Annotated in this window: 14 protein-coding genes and 1 other annotated feature; of the genes, 6 read left to right on the top strand and 8 right to left on the bottom strand. The window is 47.7% G+C overall.

Going from position 1 to position 15641, the window contains the following annotated elements; translation table 11 throughout:
* Positions 1 to 205: 205 nt before the first annotated feature.
* From clpB to rluD, 3 genes are all read right to left on the bottom strand, one after another.
* Entirely contained in the window at positions 206 to 2779 is a 2574-nt protein-coding gene (clpB, locus tag ACKQAD_RS17060; RefSeq protein ID WP_409161226.1) for an ATP-dependent chaperone ClpB, read from the bottom strand.
* Between the two features lie 133 nt (positions 2780 to 2912).
* Positions 2913 to 3638, bottom strand: coding sequence for a purine nucleoside phosphorylase YfiH (gene yfiH, locus ACKQAD_RS17055; RefSeq protein ID WP_409161225.1), 726 nt, complete (start codon positions 3636 to 3638; stop codon positions 2913 to 2915).
* A gap of 43 nt (positions 3639 to 3681) precedes the next feature.
* Positions 3682 to 4659 (bottom strand): 23S rRNA pseudouridine(1911/1915/1917) synthase RluD, encoded by a 978-nt coding sequence (gene rluD / locus ACKQAD_RS17050; RefSeq protein WP_409161224.1) that lies wholly within the window; start codon positions 4657 to 4659, stop codon positions 3682 to 3684.
* A gap of 134 nt (positions 4660 to 4793) precedes the next feature.
* On the opposite strand from rluD, the gene bamD reads away from it, so the two are divergent.
* The 3 genes from bamD (at position 4794) to pheA (ending at position 7700) form a co-directional block, all read left to right on the top strand.
* Positions 4794 to 5528, top strand: coding sequence for an outer membrane protein assembly factor BamD (bamD, locus tag ACKQAD_RS17045; protein ID WP_409161223.1), 735 nt, complete (start codon positions 4794 to 4796; stop codon positions 5526 to 5528).
* 325 nt (positions 5529 to 5853) lie between these two features.
* Complete coding sequence (raiA, locus tag ACKQAD_RS17040) at positions 5854 to 6192, top strand: ribosome-associated translation inhibitor RaiA (RefSeq protein ID WP_409161222.1); 339 nt, start codon at positions 5854 to 5856, stop codon at positions 6190 to 6192.
* 193 nt (positions 6193 to 6385) lie between these two features.
* Positions 6386 to 6511: a sequence feature (Phe leader region), on the top strand.
* A 28-nt stretch (positions 6512 to 6539) separates the two neighbouring features.
* Positions 6540 to 7700, top strand: a complete 1161-nt coding sequence (gene pheA / locus ACKQAD_RS17035; RefSeq protein WP_409161221.1) for a bifunctional chorismate mutase/prephenate dehydratase — start codon at positions 6540 to 6542, stop codon at positions 7698 to 7700.
* A 118-nt stretch (positions 7701 to 7818) separates the two neighbouring features.
* On the opposite strand, the gene tyrA is transcribed toward pheA, so the two are convergent.
* Positions 7819 to 8940 (bottom strand): bifunctional chorismate mutase/prephenate dehydrogenase, encoded by a 1122-nt coding sequence (tyrA, locus tag ACKQAD_RS17030; protein WP_409161220.1) that lies wholly within the window; start codon positions 8938 to 8940, stop codon positions 7819 to 7821.
* Between the two features lie 6 nt (positions 8941 to 8946).
* Positions 8947 to 10020, bottom strand: coding sequence for a 3-deoxy-7-phosphoheptulonate synthase (locus ACKQAD_RS17025; protein WP_409161219.1), 1074 nt, complete (start codon positions 10018 to 10020; stop codon positions 8947 to 8949).
* A 245-nt stretch (positions 10021 to 10265) separates the two neighbouring features.
* Between ACKQAD_RS17025 and btsR the strand changes: the two genes are divergently transcribed.
* The 3 genes from btsR to ACKQAD_RS17010 all read left to right on the top strand — a co-directional run bounded on the left by btsR (position 10266) and on the right by ACKQAD_RS17010 (position 12575).
* Positions 10266 to 10982 (top strand): two-component system response regulator BtsR, encoded by a 717-nt coding sequence (gene btsR / locus ACKQAD_RS17020; protein ID WP_409161218.1) that lies wholly within the window; start codon positions 10266 to 10268, stop codon positions 10980 to 10982.
* A gap of 5 nt (positions 10983 to 10987) precedes the next feature.
* Positions 10988 to 11374 (top strand): DUF2799 domain-containing protein, encoded by a 387-nt coding sequence (locus ACKQAD_RS17015; protein WP_409161217.1) that lies wholly within the window; start codon positions 10988 to 10990, stop codon positions 11372 to 11374.
* A gap of 262 nt (positions 11375 to 11636) precedes the next feature.
* Positions 11637 to 12575, top strand: coding sequence for an SAM-dependent methyltransferase (locus tag ACKQAD_RS17010; protein ID WP_409161216.1), 939 nt, complete (start codon positions 11637 to 11639; stop codon positions 12573 to 12575).
* Positions 12576 to 13002: 427 nt separating this feature from the next.
* Here ACKQAD_RS17010 and ACKQAD_RS17005 read toward each other — a convergent pair whose 3' ends face one another.
* From ACKQAD_RS17005 to ACKQAD_RS16995, 3 genes are read right to left on the bottom strand one after another with little or no spacing between them, the layout of a single operon-like run.
* On the bottom strand, positions 13003 to 14073 hold the full coding sequence (locus ACKQAD_RS17005; RefSeq protein WP_409161215.1) for a site-specific integrase: 1071 nt from the start codon (positions 14071 to 14073) through the stop codon (positions 13003 to 13005).
* A 27-nt stretch (positions 14074 to 14100) separates the two neighbouring features.
* The gene (locus ACKQAD_RS17000; RefSeq protein WP_103184685.1) at positions 14101 to 14700 is read right to left on the bottom strand and encodes a WYL domain-containing protein; all 600 of its coding nucleotides are present in this window, start codon (positions 14698 to 14700) and stop codon (positions 14101 to 14103) included.
* Between the two features lie 12 nt (positions 14701 to 14712).
* Positions 14713 to 15576: a phage repressor protein CI gene (locus tag ACKQAD_RS16995; RefSeq protein WP_103199384.1), complete on the bottom strand. Its 864-nt coding sequence runs from the start codon at positions 15574 to 15576 to the stop codon at positions 14713 to 14715.
* Positions 15577 to 15641 lie beyond the last annotated feature (65 nt).

The raw sequence follows: 15641 nt of genomic DNA, 5'->3' as shown, positions 1-15641 counted from the left end.
TCAGTGGAGGCGCATTATAGGGACTTCTCGGCGGCTGACAAGCGCTAAATGCAAATTATTTTCCAACCGTTCAAAAACAAACCAAAAGACACCATTTCGCATACTTCATATACAGAAAGTGAACATAATCCGAGCTCGCCGTGTAAAAACGGGGGCATCAATTAACGAATGCCCACGTTTATCACTTACCGTTTCACTCACATACTTATTGCCGTGCCACTATCTGTTCACCTTCAACATCTAATGTGATCGGTTTACCGGGTATCAATTTCCCCCCCAGTATCTGCTGAGCAAGTGGGTTCTCTATCAGTTGCTGTATCGCTCTTTTAAGCGGGCGTGCACCATAGACAGGATCAAACCCAACTTCTCCGAGCATATCTAAAGCCTCATCCGTCACCGTGACGCTATATCCACGCTCTTCAAGGCGTTTGTATAGTCTCTGAAGCTGAATTTGTGCGATCGACGTAATGTGTGCTCTTCCCAGTGGGTGGAAGACCACGACTTCATCGATACGGTTAATAAATTCAGGGCGGAAGCTGTGGCTAACAACTTCAAGCACCATGTCTCTCATTTCGGTGTAGCCGCGCTCACCAAAACGCTCCTGAATAAGGTCTGATCCCAGGTTTGACGTCATGATGACCACAGTATTACGGAAATCGACCGTTCTGCCCTGACCATCAGTAAGGCGACCATCATCCAATACCTGAAGCAGGATATTGAATACATCAGGATGTGCTTTTTCGATCTCATCCAGCAAAATGACCGAATAAGGACGACGGCGCACAGCTTCTGTTAGATATCCCCCCTCTTCGTAACCAACATATCCAGGAGGCGCACCGACCAAACGTGAAACTGAGTGTTTCTCCATAAACTCAGACATATCGATACGGACCATGGCGTCGTCATTGTCAAAAAGGAACGTCGCCAGTGTTTTGCAAAGCTCCGTTTTCCCGACGCCTGTTGGACCAAGGAACAGGAACGAACCAATTGGACGATTAGGGTCGGATAGCCCCGCCCGGCTACGACGGATAGAATTCGCTACCGCTTCGACGGCTTCGTTCTGCCCGATCACACGCTGATGCAGCTCATCTTCCATTCGCAATAATTTTTCTTTCTCACTTTCCAACATGCGAGAAACAGGAATCCCTGTCCAACGCGCCAACACATCCGCGATTTCAACATCCGTTACTCGATTACGCAGCAAATGCATCGTTTTGCCTTCCTGCTGCGTTGCTGCTGCCAACTGTTTCTCTAGCTCAGGGATTTTGCCGTATTGCAGCTCAGACATTCTCCCCAGATCGCCCTGACGGCGAGCCTGCTCCAGCGCGATTTTCGCCTGCTCTAAAGACGCTTTAATATTCTGAGTTCCCGTAAGTGATGCTTTTTCTGCTTTCCACTCTTCTTCTTGCTGGGAGTATTCGCGTTCTTTTTGGTCGAGTTCCGCACTCAATAATTCAAGCCGCTTTTGGCTGGCTTTATCAGATTCTTTTTTCAGCGCCTGTTGCTCCAGTTTTAACTGGATGATCCGGCGCTCAAGCCGATCGAGGGGCTCGGGTTTCGAATCAATCTGAATACGAATACTGGATGCCGCTTCATCAATCAGGTCAATCGCCTTATCGGGCAATTGACGATCCGCAATATAGCGATGTGAAAGCATTGCTGCCGCCACAATCGCCGGGTCAGTGATTTGTACATGATGGTGCAACTCATAGCGCTCTTTCAGTCCGCGCAAAATTGCAATCGTGTCTTCAACGGTAGGCTCCGCGACAAACACCTTCTGGAAACGGCGCTCAAGAGCTGCATCTTTTTCAATATATTGCCGATACTCATCCAGCGTTGTCGCCCCGACGCAATGCAGCTCACCACGAGCCAACGCAGGTTTTAGCATATTGCCGGCATCCATCGCGCCATCGGCTTTACCCGCGCCGACCATCGTATGGAGTTCATCAATAAACAAAATGACGTTGCCTTCCTGCTTAGACAGATCGTTGAGCACGCCTTTTAAGCGCTCTTCAAACTCACCACGGTATTTCGCACCGGCCACCAGCGCGCCCATATCCAGCGACAGTACGCGCTTGTTTTTCAGACCTTCAGGCACTTCACCATTAACGATACGCTGGGCTAATCCTTCTACTATCGCGGTTTTACCCACGCCGGGTTCACCAATTAACACTGGGTTATTTTTGGTTCGACGCTGCAAAACCTGAATCGTGCGGCGAATTTCTTCATCACGCCCGATCACAGGATCGAGTTTGCCTAGTTCCGCACGTTCTGTGAGATCAATCGTGAATTTCTTCAATGCCTGGCGCTGATCTTCAGCCCCCTGATCGTTCACTTGCTCCCCTCCTCTCACTTGATCAATCGCGTTTGTTACCCCTTGCTGCGTAACACCCGCCTTTTTCAATATATCCCCCAACGTGCCACGTGACTCCAACGCAGCAAGCACGAAAAGTTCCGAAGAGATAAAGGTATCGCTACGCTTTTGCGAAAGTTTGTCACACATATTCAATACACGGACTAACTCGCTCGAAGGTTGGACATCACCATCTGTGCCTTCAACCTGAGGCAAACGAGTGATTGCCAGGTCGATTTCGGTTTTCAGGTGATTAGGATTGGCTCCGGCAACAGTCAGAAGTGGACCAACCGTTCCGCTATCCTGATGCAGCAAAGCACTCATCAAATGAAGTGGTTCAATAAACTGGTGGTCATGCCCGAGAGCGAGAGACTGGGCATCAGCAAGAGCAAGTTGGAATTTGTTGGTAAGACGATCCAGACGCATAACTCCTCCCATACACTGGTCAAAATTGCTACTGGAGATTAAATGAGGTCATCCCTCAAAAATTTCAAGGTTATTTTGCCAGTCGTGATGGGATTTAAACGCTACTTGTCCTGGATCGTCTTAATTCAATAGGTTATATCAGCCAGATTAAACTTGCCATACGGCCAGTCACGCCATCACGCCGATAAGAGAAAAATCTGTGAGGTTCGCTCACTGTACAGGCACTTCCACCAAAAATTTGCGTTACCCCTGCGGCGCGTAAACGCAAACTTGCCAGTTGGTAGATATCGGCAAAAAATTTATTTCCTTCAGGCCGAAATGCCGAAGCCGCACCAGCATCATGCTGAATAAATGCGTCTCTCACTTCAGGGCCGACTTCAAAAGCATCAGGCCCGATAGCAGGGCCCAGCCACGCCATGATCTGCGTAGGCTGCGCACGAAAACAGGCTAACGTTTCTTCCAGCACCCCCGCGTATAATCCACGCCAACCAGCATGCGCAGCAGCCACTTCATCGCCATTGATTGCACAAAAAAGCACGGGTAGGCAGTCAGCCGTCATCACCGCACAGACCAGCCTTTTCTTATCCGTGTAAGCAGCATCACCGCAAACGGACGCAGGGGACATCTCTCCAATACGAATTACATCGGTGCCATGAATCTGTTCCAACCAATGCGGCATGGCTGGGAGACCAGCCATCTCCACCAACACTTGCCGATTTGCGGTAACGTGTGCAGGCTCATCACCTACATGATTCCCCAAATTCAGCGAATCATAAGGTGCAACACTACGTCCACCAACACGCGTCGTACTACAAGATTTCACACTGTCTGGCAAAGGCCAGTCGGGGTATATCAGCATAGTCCGTCACCTCTATAAATCGGCATTTATCGTATTGAATTCATTACCAGTCGAGCTGATCTTTAAATTCTTCGGTATCGGCTTTCAGCGCCTCAATCAGATCGACCATATCCTGCGGCAATTCTGCATGCCATTCCATGTGAATGCCGGTAATAGGATGGTAGAAGCGTAACATGGTGGCATGCAGCGCCTGACGATCGAAACCACGCAGCGTCTCAATGAACTCTTCCGAAGCGCCTCTTGGTGGACGAGGACGACCGCCGTATAGCTGATCACCAACTAGAGGATGGCTAATGTGCGCCATATGAACACGAATCTGATGGGTGCGCCCCGTTTCCAGACGCAACCGCAAACGGGTGTGCGCACGAAAATGTTCCATGATGCGATAATGTGTCACAGCAGGCTTGCCCATCGGGTGCACCGCCATGTGAGTTCGCTTGGTTGCGTGGCGAGCGATAGGCTGATCGACCATGCCGCCCGCAGTCATCGAGCCAATCGCAACGGCTTCATACTCACGGGTAATTTCACGCGCCTGTAACGCCTCAACTAAACGCGTCTGTGCTGGGACGGTTTTCGCGACCACCATGAGCCCTGTCGTATCTTTATCAAGTCGGTGCACAATACCGGCACGGGGCACATCGACAATCTCAGGATAGTGATGCAGCAAGGCATTCAATACCGTGCCATCCGGGTTACCCGCTCCGGGGTGAACCACCAGATCTCTGGGTTTGTTGATGACCAGGATGTCCTGATCTTCATACACGATATCCAGCTTGATATCTTGCGCTTCCCAGCGGGCTTCTTCCTCAATCAATGCATCAATAGCTACCGATTCGCCGCCAAGTACTTTCTCTTTTGGCTTATTGGTGACATTGCCGTTAATCTGTACCCGATTCTCAAGAATCCACTCTTTTATGCGGGATCGTGAATAATCAGGGAACAATTCGGCCAAAGCCTGATCTAAACGTTGTCCGAGTTGAGATTCGGCCACCGTTGCGGTGAGTTGTACTTGTTGTGCCATATTATGCAGCTTCTTCGTTAACGTTGGGTTTTGACGGCGACGCCGTTTAAAATAATGTACTATTGTAGCTGGTCTAAATCGGGAGCTTAACGGACAGCCTCCCGGAATAACATTCTGAGGATAATCAAAACGTCATGACGCGTATGAAATATCTGGTGGCTGCCGCCACGTTGAGCCTGGCGCTGGCTGGTTGCTCCAGCAATTCCAAAGATGCGGTTCCTGATAGTCCGCCATCTGAAATCTATGCCAATGCTCAACAAAAACTGCAAGACGGCAACTTTAAAGCAGCCATCACGCAGTTGGAAGCACTGGATAACCGGTATCCGTTTGGTCCCTACTCGCAGCAAGTACAGTTGGATTTGATATACGCCTATTACAAATCCGCAGAGCTGCCACTGGCTCAAGCTTCTATTGACCGCTTCCTGCGACTCAACCCAACACACCCAAACGTGGATTATGTCCTGTACATGCGCGGCCTTACCGACATGGCGCTGGATGATAGCGCGTTACAAGGCTTCTTCGGCGTCGATCGTTCCGATCGCGATCCGCAATATGCCCGCACCGCATTTCGGGATTTCAGCAGGCTCATTCAGGGATACCCGAACAGTCAATACGCTACCGACGCAAACAAGCGTTTGGTTTATCTCAAAGAGCGTCTGGCCAAATATGAGCTTTCTGTCGCGCAATACTACACGAAACGCGGCGCTTATGTGGCAGTAGTTAATCGCGTTGAGCAAATGCTGCGTGATTACCCAGATACTCAGGCAACGAAAACGGCCTTACCGTTGATGGAAAATGCCTACCGTGAACTGCAACTGGCCGCACAAGCGGACAAAGTCGCAAAAATCATCACCGCTAACCCGACATAAACGATTAGCGTCTCCCCAATAATGAGACGGCAGCTTCGGTTGCCGTTTTTTTACGGGTCGATCAATTCGCTTATACTTGCTGGATGAACAGAAAAACAGGTTGGCGGGAGTCAACAACAGCGCGGTAACGTCAATACATCCTGTCAATAATGGCACAGGCCAAATGCCCCCTCAAGCACTTCCCTCCGATTCCCAATGGTGCCTCACAAATCGTGTTTTCTTGACAAAAAGTGACAAAAAAAAGCGATCAATATCACGCTTTTTGTCGCAACTCTCTGTATGCTGAAATCCTCCAAGACGGACATAGGCAGAGAGGTAAGTTTATATGACTATTAATATTACCAGTAAGCAAATGGATATCACCCCCGCAATTCGTCAACATGTCAAAGACCGTCTTTCTAAGCTGGATAAGTGGCAAACCCACCTGATTAACCCGCATATTATTCTGTCAAAAGAACCTCAGGGTTTTGTCGCCGATGCTACTATCAGTACGCCGAATGGCCCACTGGTTGGCAGCGCCAAACATGACGATATGTATGCCGCCATCAACGAGCTGATTACTAAACTCGAACGTCAGTTGGACAAACTTCAACATAAAGGTGAGGCCAGACGCGCAGTCGCTAGCGTCAAAGAAGCTAATCTTCAGCCGACCCAAGAAGAGTAACTCACTCTCTTTATTTCAATATAACGCGCCTGAGGGCGCGTTTCTGCATTCTCGCGCCCGTAACCCACGTCCTAAAGCGCCAACGCGATGCATGGTTTAACATTGCGCGCGGCGATTTTGTATTGACAGGATGAAAAGCCAACAGTTACCTTACCTGCTAAGAATCTGGATTTTTCCTGACTAACCGAGCACACATGACAAATAAACTGTTTTTCTTCGTATTCTTTTTCACCTTCCCCTGATTTGGGAGGCGATTCGTCGTAAGAGCAAGAATACGAAGACGAACAAAAAAGCCTCCTGACCAGGAGGCTTTTTTTATATAAGAACATAAGGCAGGTAATAGCATCATGACAGACACCCCATTACTGGCACTGCGAGAACGCATCAGCGCATTGGATCTGCAATTAATTGAATTGTTGGCACAAAGACGACAGCTGGCGCTGGACGTTGCCCACAGCAAATTACATTCACATCGCCCGATTCGTGACAAAGAGCGTGAACGTGATTTACTGGACAAGCTGACAGCCGCTGGGAAAAAACATCATCTTGATGGTCACTATATTACCCGTTTATTTCAGCTCATTATTGAAGATTCGGTACTGACTCAGCAGGCTCTTTTACAGCATCACCTTAACCAGACAACGCCACACTCTGCTCGTATCGCGTTTCTCGGTCCGAAAGGGTCTTATTCTCATCTTGCCGCGCGCCAATATGCCGCGCGACACGTCGAGCAACTCATCGAATGCGGTTGCCAAAAGTTTCAGGACATCGTCAATATGGTGGAAACAGGGCATGCAGATTATGCCGTTCTACCAATTGAAAACACCAGTTCCGGTTCAATCAATGACGTTTACGACCTGCTGCAACACACGGGATTATCCATTGTCGGCGAATTAACCAACCCGATAAATCACTGCGTCCTGATAGCTACCGATACGTCGCTGGAGCAGATCGAAACGGTTTATAGCCACCCGCAACCATTCCAGCAGTGCAGCCATTTCATCAATCGTTTTCCGCACTGGAAGATTGAATATTGTGAAAGCACCGCTGCCGCAATGGAAAAAGTGGCGGCACTCAACTCGCCAAAAGTAGCGGCACTCGGCAGCGAAGCCGGTGGTCAGCTCTATCAGTTGCAGGTTCTGGAACACAATCTGGCAAATCAGTCGCAAAACATCACCCGCTTCATTATATTAGCGCGTAAGCCGATTGATGTGACAGAACAAGTGCCAGCCAAAACCACACTAATTATGGCAACCGGACAGCAGTCCGGCGCACTGGTGGAAGCCCTGCTGGTGTTACGTGATAACGGCATAGTGATGACCAAACTGGAATCCAGACCCATCAACGGCAATCCGTGGGAAGAAATGTTTTATCTTGATGTGCAGGCCAATCTGCGCAGCGATGCCATGCAAAAAGCGCTAAAAGGATTAGCCCCTATCACCCGCTCATTAAAAGTGTTGGGCTGTTATCCCAGTGAAAATGTTGTCCCTGTCGATGTGAACGAATAGTCGATGTAAACGAATCATTGAGAAAGCCATCCAGGTATCCACCGGGATGGCTTCTCGAACACAATTCCAATATCGGACACAATTCAAATATCAAACACAACCCAAAGCTCAGACGTACTCACTGACGAATATCGTTTGCCTGACGCAAAAGCACCCGGCTCTCCGCTTGGAAGCGTTTAGCATAGTCGCCAAACCAGTGTTCGACTTTTTTGAAGCTGTTAATAAACTCGGCTTTATCCGTCTGCTCCAGTAACGTAATCGCTTCGCCAAAGCGTTTGTAATAACGCTTAATCAACGCCAGATTATCCTCTGAAGACATAATAATATCGGCATAAAGCTGCGGGTCCTGTGCAAACAGGCGCCCAACCATGATCAACTCCAGACGATAGATTGGCGATGACAGGGCGAGTAGCTGATCAATCTGCACATTCTCTTCGGCTAAATGCAGGCCATAAGCAAATGTCGCAAAATGACGCAGCGCCTGAATGAACATCATGTTCTGATCGTGTTCAACCGCGCTAATGCGATGCAAGCGCGCGCCCCATACCTGAATCTGTTCCAGCAACCACTGGTAAGCTTCCGGCTGACGGCCATCGCAATAGACGACAACCTGCTTGGCAAGGCTACCACTGTCTGGCCCGAACATAGGGTGCAAGCCAAGCACCGGACCACGATGTGCCGCCAACATCGCCTGAAGTGGGCCATTTTTCACCGATGCCAGATCAACCAAAATACAGTCATCCGGCAAAGCTGGCAGTCGGGCAATAACCTGTTCAGTAACGTGAATCGGCACGCTGACAATCACCAGACCGGCATCAGACAACAGTTCATCCGCGCGCGGCCAGTCATCCTGATCCAGAATCCTTACCTGATATCCCGACAACGTCAGCATTTTTTCAAACAGATTACCCATCTGACCGCGGCCACCGATGATGACAGCCGGACGCAACTGTGGGCACAGTGTCTTAAAGCCTTTGTCATTTTCGCTGGTATAGGATTCGCGCATGGTACGTCGCAGGATATCTTCGATGAGATCCGGCGGAACCCCCATCGATTCCGCTTCTTTGCGACGTGAGCTGAGCATGGCCGCTTCACGATCGGGCGCATAAATGGGCAATCCATAGCGGCTCTTCACTTCCCCCACTTCCTCCACCAAACGCAACCGACGTGATAACAGCGCGACAAGCTCCTTATCTACCTCATCTATCTGATCACGTAATGCGGTCAGTTCAGCTACCATATCTTGTTACTCTCCTGAATGTTTCACACGCGCAGCACTCAGATCTTGATGAACGGAACGCAGCAACGCTTCTGTACTTTCCCAACTGATGCAGGCATCCGTGACCGATACCCCGTAACGCATATCTGAACGCGGTTGTTCTGAAGACTGGCTCCCCTCGTTAAGATGGCTTTCCAACATCAATCCTATGATGGAACGATTTCCCGCCTTGATTTGTTCAATCGCCGATTCAACAACAAGTGGCTGGCGGCGGTAATCTTTATTCGAATTTCCGTGGCTACAATCTATCATCAGCGCAGGTCTCAGTCCCGCATCCTGCATCTGTTTTTCACATTCAGCGACATCCTGCGCACTGTAATTGGGTTTTTTACCGCCGCGCAGAATTACGTGACCATCGGCGTTCCCCTGCGTTTGCAGCAGACAGACCTGTCCGGTTTGATTAATACCCACAAAGCGATGCGGCATTGCGGCCGCTCTCATCGCGTTAATCGCCGTTCCCAGGCAGCCATCCGTACCATTTTTGAACCCGACAGGCATTGACAGGCCGGAAGCCATTTCACGGTGCGTTTGTGATTCAGTTGTACGTGCGCCGATAGCGGACCAACTGAACAGGTCTCCCAGATACTGCGGACTATTTGGATCGAGCGCTTCTGTCGCTAGCGGTAGCCCCATATTCACCAGTTCCATCAACAGTCCACGCGCGATGTGCAGCCCAGACTCCACATCAAATGAACCATCCATGAACGGATCGTTAATCAGCCCTTTCCAGCCGACGGTAGTACGCGGTTTTTCAAAATAAACGCGCATCACAATGTAAAGGCGATCGTTTAACTCCTCGGCGAGCGACCGTAAGCGGCGAGCGTACTCCAGCGCAGCATCTGTATCATGAATCGAGCAAGGCCCACAGACGATCAGCAACCGCTCATCACGGCCATGAATGATATCCGCAATGGTTGCTCTCGCTTGCGCAATATCGCGCTGCTCTGCAGCGTTAAGCGGAAATTTGGCTTTCAATTCATCGGGAGTAATTAAAACCTGTTCTGCACTGATATTAATATTGTTAAGTGAATCTTTTTGCATGATCCCATTCCTGAAAAGTTCGGTATGCTCGCGACGGTTTGTACAACCCATTATCTGCACAACCTACGCGTGATGTTTACACCATAACACGATCCGTAAAGATTTAAATCCACCAAGTGTAAATAAAAAATTACCACCCTAAATATTTTCAGAAAAGCACTATCTGCGCGCCCTATCACTTCCCGATGCAACCATGTCTATCTCCGGTGTGAATAATGGTAGAATCACGCCAACAAGGGGGAAGGATGCTGAAAGCGATAATCATTGATGACGAACAACTGGCACGTGAAGAGCTCAGTCTGCTACTGGAAAATGAATCCGATATCACTATCATTGCGCAGTGCAGCAATGCGCTGGAGGCAATACCCGCTATTCACAGGCTACAGCCGGATGTAATCTTTCTGGATATACAGATGCCAAAAGTCAGCGGATTAGAGCTGGTTGCCATGTTAGACCCAGAAAATATGCCTTGCGTGGTCTTTGTGACAGCCTACGATGAATATGCGGTAAGAGCATTTGAAGAACATGCTTTTGATTATTTGCTGAAACCTCTGGATGCTCAGCGACTAAGCAAAACGCTAAATCGTTTACGACGCGGAAAAAGCGTAAACAAAAACGTACAAATAATTTCAGACCCCTTGCTTCGCCATATTCCCTGTAACGGACACAACCGTATTTTTTTGCTCAAAATTGAGGAAGTCGAGTATCTTTGTTCGGAACTTAGCGGTGTGCACGTCGTGGGCGTCAGCCAGTCTGGTTATACCCAGCTTTCACTGAAAACGCTGGAAGAGAAAACGCCTTTCGTCCGTTGTCATCGTCAATATATGGTTAACACAGAGCAACTAAAAGAAATCCAGTTAATGGAAAACGGTGCAGCAGAAGTATTGACGCACACGGGAAAACACATCCCCGTCAGCCGCCGCTACCTCAAGCTACTGAAAGAAAAACTGGGCATCGCCTGACAGCAATGCCTCTTCAGGCCAATGGCCAGCACATTGAAGGTTTGATGATGAAATACAGTTATGTCTTGGCTGTAATCCTTTTAATAACAGCGTGCCAAAGCAATGTCCCCTTGCCCACTAAAAGTGAGTCAGGATTTTGGTACGAAGCAGGTTATCAGGATGCAACCTCTGGCATGGTCGTAAAGGACGATAGCACTTTACAGGAATGGTTTGGTAATCCGCAGATCGACCGTGAAACCTACCTGCGTGGTTACCAGGCCGGACAATCGGCTTTTTGCGGTACAGATAACATGGAAGAATGGGGAAAAGCAGGGAAAAACTTTCCCGCCAGCTGCGATGGCGTAGAGAATGCAGAAACGCTGCGAACTTACTGGCAACAAAGCCTGCCCTAATCTCCTCTGAAGATAAGGCGATGGCCCATACTTATCAGCGAGTTAGCTGACCAAAAACGATTGATCATCGCATCTGGTAACAATTCCACTCACTTTTGTATTCGTATAGAAATACGTCAGACATACCTCACCTCTATTATCGCTCTAACAAATAATCACATTAAGTTATTAATAACCTAATGCAGGGATAACGAAAAAATCATAGGTGACTGATAGTTAGTCCCATTATTCCTGATAGCAATTGATATTATGGAGTGCCCGTATGTCTGGTTCACACAAACCTTATAATCCGTCTCTGAATAACGGCTCAAGACTCTTATCACATTCAACCTCATCGCAGGAAAACCATGATGAACGAGTCGCTGCGGTAAAGAGCAGAATTATCGAGTCCGGTGACCATCCTAGCATTTCCGTAGAGGAGCAGTTGGCGATCCTAGACGCCTTTTCGCAACTTGAATTAGGCCAGTTTTTACTAAAACATCATGGGCTAAATGCGTACTGGACGCATAATGTGATAGCACATCAGCCAGCTCACTATGTGAATCCGCTCGAAGAAATCATCTACACACAACTCCCCAACGTTTTGGCGACACGCGAACGCTTCAGTATTTTTCAACGCCTGCTTCAAGCACGCTTACGCTCCAATGCCGTCATGGTATCCGTTCCCTGCGGCGTCATGGCGGACTTACTGCTGCTGGACTATACGCGGCATCAAGATGTGAAATTAATCGGGATCGACCTGGATAGACAGGCGCTGGAAGAGGCTTACAAACTTGCCAGTCAGCAAGGGCTGGAAAACCAGATATCGTTGGTTCTAACTGATGCCTGGACGATTGATTTGGCCGCACAAGCAGATGTGATTACCAGCAACGGACTCAATGTTTATGAGCAAGATGATGGCAAAGTGACAGAACTTTACCGCGTGTTCTATTCGGGACTGAAACCTGGCGGCACGCTGATAACCAGCTTTATGACGCCTCCTCCTTCGCAATCGCAAGACTCCCCTTGGACAAACGCTGACCCGAAATTGCTGGCGCTCCAATATATTCTTTTCTCACGCATTATCGGAGTAACGTGGACAGCGTTCCGTACCCACAAACAAACGCAATCGCAGTTAGAACGGGCCGGATTTACAGATATTCAGTTTATTAACGATCGTATGCACATGTACCCAACGGTCATCGCTAATAAGCCGTACTGAACAGGATAAAAACGGCATCAACACGATATTTTGATCGCCGTAACCGATCAATACTGGAAAATTGATCTGTATAAACGTTTATAAAATGACCACATGTGATGTCATTATGGTACTGAAATTCAAACAATAATGATGGCACCAGGGAAAGCAAAGCCCACCCAAAAGGTGGGCTTTTTACTACTGAAACAAAGGATGTCTTAGTCACAGCCATTAAGTAATGCATGCATATCCCTGAGAGATAACACAATGCATTTTCACCATCGCTTTACCGCCAACAGACATAAAAAAAGGGGTTAGCCTTTGGCTAACCCCCTTATTCATAACAACTTTCGGATGTTGCGAAAGCGCTATCTTAGTTAAGACGCTTTTTTCAGACCTCATTTAAAAACATACATTTAATATTAAAAACAGTTAGTTAATTCAATATCTATTGAAATGCTTTGCAGTCTTTTGAAAGCTCTGCCGCCACTTTGCCGCCACTGTAACCAGCGAGGGGATTCAAGTTCGCTGCCTCCTCCAGATGGTCAGGGGCAAAGTGTGCATACCGCATTGTTTCACGAATATTGGCATGACCCAGAATGCGCTGAAGTACCAAAATGTTCCCGCCGTTCATCATAAAATGTGATGCAAACGTGTGCCGTAAAACGTGTGTGTTTTGCCCTTCAATCAGTTCAATGTTCGTTAAGGCCAGCATCTTTACAAAATCCTGATAGCACGGCTGAAACATTTTACCTTGCAACTGAACCAGTTCATCGTAAAGCCAACGTGGGATCGGCACCGTCCGGTTTTTCTTACCTTTGGTTTTGAAGAAAGTCAGCTTATACGGCGATAGCTGAGAACGGGTTAACCTTTCCGCTTCACTCCATCTTGCCCCTGTTGCCAGACATACCTTAACTATCCGTGTAAGGTAAATTTTTCCGTAGCGTTCACAGGCATCCAGCAATTGTTGGATTTGGGAAGTCGTCAGCCACGACATTTCGCGTTCGGCTTCTTTAAAGATGCGCATCCCTTCTAACGGATTAGGTAACGTCCACTCCCCTAGCCTTTTCAGCTCATTGAACATCGCGTAAAGGTATTGGTGTTCTCGGTTCACCGTGATTGGTTTAGCTATCCACATTTTGGGGTCAGAATGGTAGCCGTTATCAATTTCACCACGTAGGCGTTTATCCCGGTAATGCGCCCAGTCTTTCGCTGTCAACTTAGAGGCCACGGGGTCGCCCAACCCGTTACAGATGATACGTAGTTTACCCATGCGCGATTTACTGGCACTGAGTGCCTGCCCATGCAAATTATTCCAAAGCTCAATCAGTTCACTCAGGTTGCGGCGATCCTCTTTCTCACCCAGCCACGGTTTATCTTCAACCTCACGCATGGTGTAGGTTTCAAAGGATTCCGCTTCACCTTTTGTGTTAAACGTCTTTCTTATTCGCCGGGAGTCTCGCCCGTTTGGGTAGCACTCACACAGCCATTTCCCGTTGGGTAGTTTTCTTACCGTCATGTTATGTGATATTTAATTGTTTATTTTTTAATTAAAAGATGATGCCCATTCATAAGGGTCAAGTAATTCCCCCGTATCAATAACAATGATATTACCCTCGATTCTATTCAGCAGAAACGTGCGAGTATCCCCGACTAAATGACAGTATCCATATATATATTCATCATCAACAGATTCTACATCAACCTCACGGCGCGTGTGATTACCTATAGAATCTACATAACTAAAAGAAATACACTGTGTTTCATGCATCCCATCATGTTCTGATGATTGATTATTGTTAAAGCCAGAGGCGGATACAGGTTTACTTGATGAACCAAACTTTCTTAAAGCTGCAATTTCTTTCTTTACTTTATCTTCATCATTATTATTAACACCTTCTGATTTGGGTTTTCTCTTACTCAAATAAAATGCAGTAGCACTACCGACGATAAGCATAATAAATCCGACAGAGAAATCATCAGTTGACCGCATGGCGTCACCTGCTGTAAGGAAATACCACGCTGCTAAAACTGACTTTCCAATTTTCAAGTTTTTATCTTGCGGTTTAGAGCAAATCCCATAAATAACCCAAACTAGAACAGCAATTGAAAGTGAAAAAAATGCTGTGGAAATCACTACGTTCATTTAAATAATCCCTTACTTGTTTTTTTCCAAAGTAAAAATAACGCTGCCGTATGCTTGAATGTCGCTAATGCCACATTCAAAATTTATAGATTGGTTTGATAATTTCAGTTTTCCGCCCGGAAGTCGGACAATATCGAATACGTCATAAGAGTCATCAATATTAATGACCCATCGCCCGTTACCGATATCAGTAAGCGCGGTATCCACTCCCCACGAACTACCCAGCCCATCAATGTAAACAGGCTGAACGGAATCACTCGCAAGCAATGTGCGATCCATAGCCCAATAACCACACTCTTTTAGTTTTCCAGCGTCGAGGCGATATTTCGGTATCAGCACACTGGCGTTGGACATGTCAGGAGAAGAATCAGCAGATTCAGGGTTGGCCGTCGCTTTGCCCTTCCCCGTCGCCAGCCACTCCAAAGAGACGCCAGTATCCAGCGCGCAGGCAATCACCACATCACCGGGGAAAAAGTTACGACGAATCCATGTGCTAATCGTGGCGGTAGAAATTCCTAGCAGGTCGCCTAACTCTTTTTGTGTGCTGAATCCGTAGGCATCCATCATCCGACGCAGCACTGCTTTCCCGCCTGATGCGAGTATCTGATCGTAAAGCGGCTTGCCTTTTAAAGTCTCCGCATCGGTTTGCAAATGCGAATTATCAAATTCACCAGTAACTAACCAATTGATATCGGCACCAGTATCAAGGGCGCATTGTACGATTACATTTCCGGGAACCTGTCCACGTTGTAGCCAACCAGCCACATTGCTTTTAGATATTCCAAGTTTTTCACCTAACTCCTTTTGCATGGTAAATCCATAAGAAGAAAGGATTCTTTCGAGCACATCAGAAGCAATCGCAGATTCAATCCACATAAAAAATACCTCAAAGACCGAATTATGTATTTACAGGTACACAAAACGGATCTAAAGTGCTCCCA

The organism is Pectobacterium artocarpous (assembly GCF_046159765.1).
Classification (GTDB): Bacteria; Pseudomonadota; Gammaproteobacteria; order Enterobacterales; family Enterobacteriaceae; genus Pectobacterium.
This window is presented reverse-complemented; position numbering and strand designations above follow the sequence as displayed.

Excerpts from the sequence above, each read along its gene's own strand:
- clpB (WP_409161226.1), bottom strand. The coding sequence starts at position 2,779 with ATGCGTCTGGATCGTCTTACCAACAAATTCCAACTTGCTCTTGCTGAT.
- yfiH (WP_409161225.1), bottom strand. The coding sequence starts at position 3,638 with ATGCTGATATACCCCGACTGGCCTTTGCCAGACAGTGTGAAATCTTGT.
- rluD (WP_409161224.1), bottom strand. The coding sequence starts at position 4,659 with ATGGCACAACAAGTACAACTCACCGCAACGGTGGCCGAATCTCAACTC.
- bamD (WP_409161223.1), top strand. The coding sequence starts at position 4,794 with ATGACGCGTATGAAATATCTGGTGGCTGCCGCCACGTTGAGCCTGGCG.
- raiA (WP_409161222.1), top strand. The coding sequence starts at position 5,854 with ATGACTATTAATATTACCAGTAAGCAAATGGATATCACCCCCGCAATT.
- pheA (WP_409161221.1), top strand. The coding sequence starts at position 6,540 with ATGACAGACACCCCATTACTGGCACTGCGAGAACGCATCAGCGCATTG.
- tyrA (WP_409161220.1), bottom strand. The coding sequence starts at position 8,940 with ATGGTAGCTGAACTGACCGCATTACGTGATCAGATAGATGAGGTAGAT.
- ACKQAD_RS17025 (WP_409161219.1), bottom strand. The coding sequence starts at position 10,020 with ATGCAAAAAGATTCACTTAACAATATTAATATCAGTGCAGAACAGGTT.
- btsR (WP_409161218.1), top strand. The coding sequence starts at position 10,266 with ATGCTGAAAGCGATAATCATTGATGACGAACAACTGGCACGTGAAGAG.
- ACKQAD_RS17015 (WP_409161217.1), top strand. The coding sequence starts at position 10,988 with ATGCCTCTTCAGGCCAATGGCCAGCACATTGAAGGTTTGATGATGAAA.
- ACKQAD_RS17010 (WP_409161216.1), top strand. The coding sequence starts at position 11,637 with ATGTCTGGTTCACACAAACCTTATAATCCGTCTCTGAATAACGGCTCA.
- ACKQAD_RS17005 (WP_409161215.1), bottom strand. The coding sequence starts at position 14,073 with ATGACGGTAAGAAAACTACCCAACGGGAAATGGCTGTGTGAGTGCTAC.
- ACKQAD_RS17000 (WP_103184685.1), bottom strand. The coding sequence starts at position 14,700 with ATGAACGTAGTGATTTCCACAGCATTTTTTTCACTTTCAATTGCTGTT.
- ACKQAD_RS16995 (WP_103199384.1), bottom strand. The coding sequence starts at position 15,576 with ATGTGGATTGAATCTGCGATTGCTTCTGATGTGCTCGAAAGAATCCTT.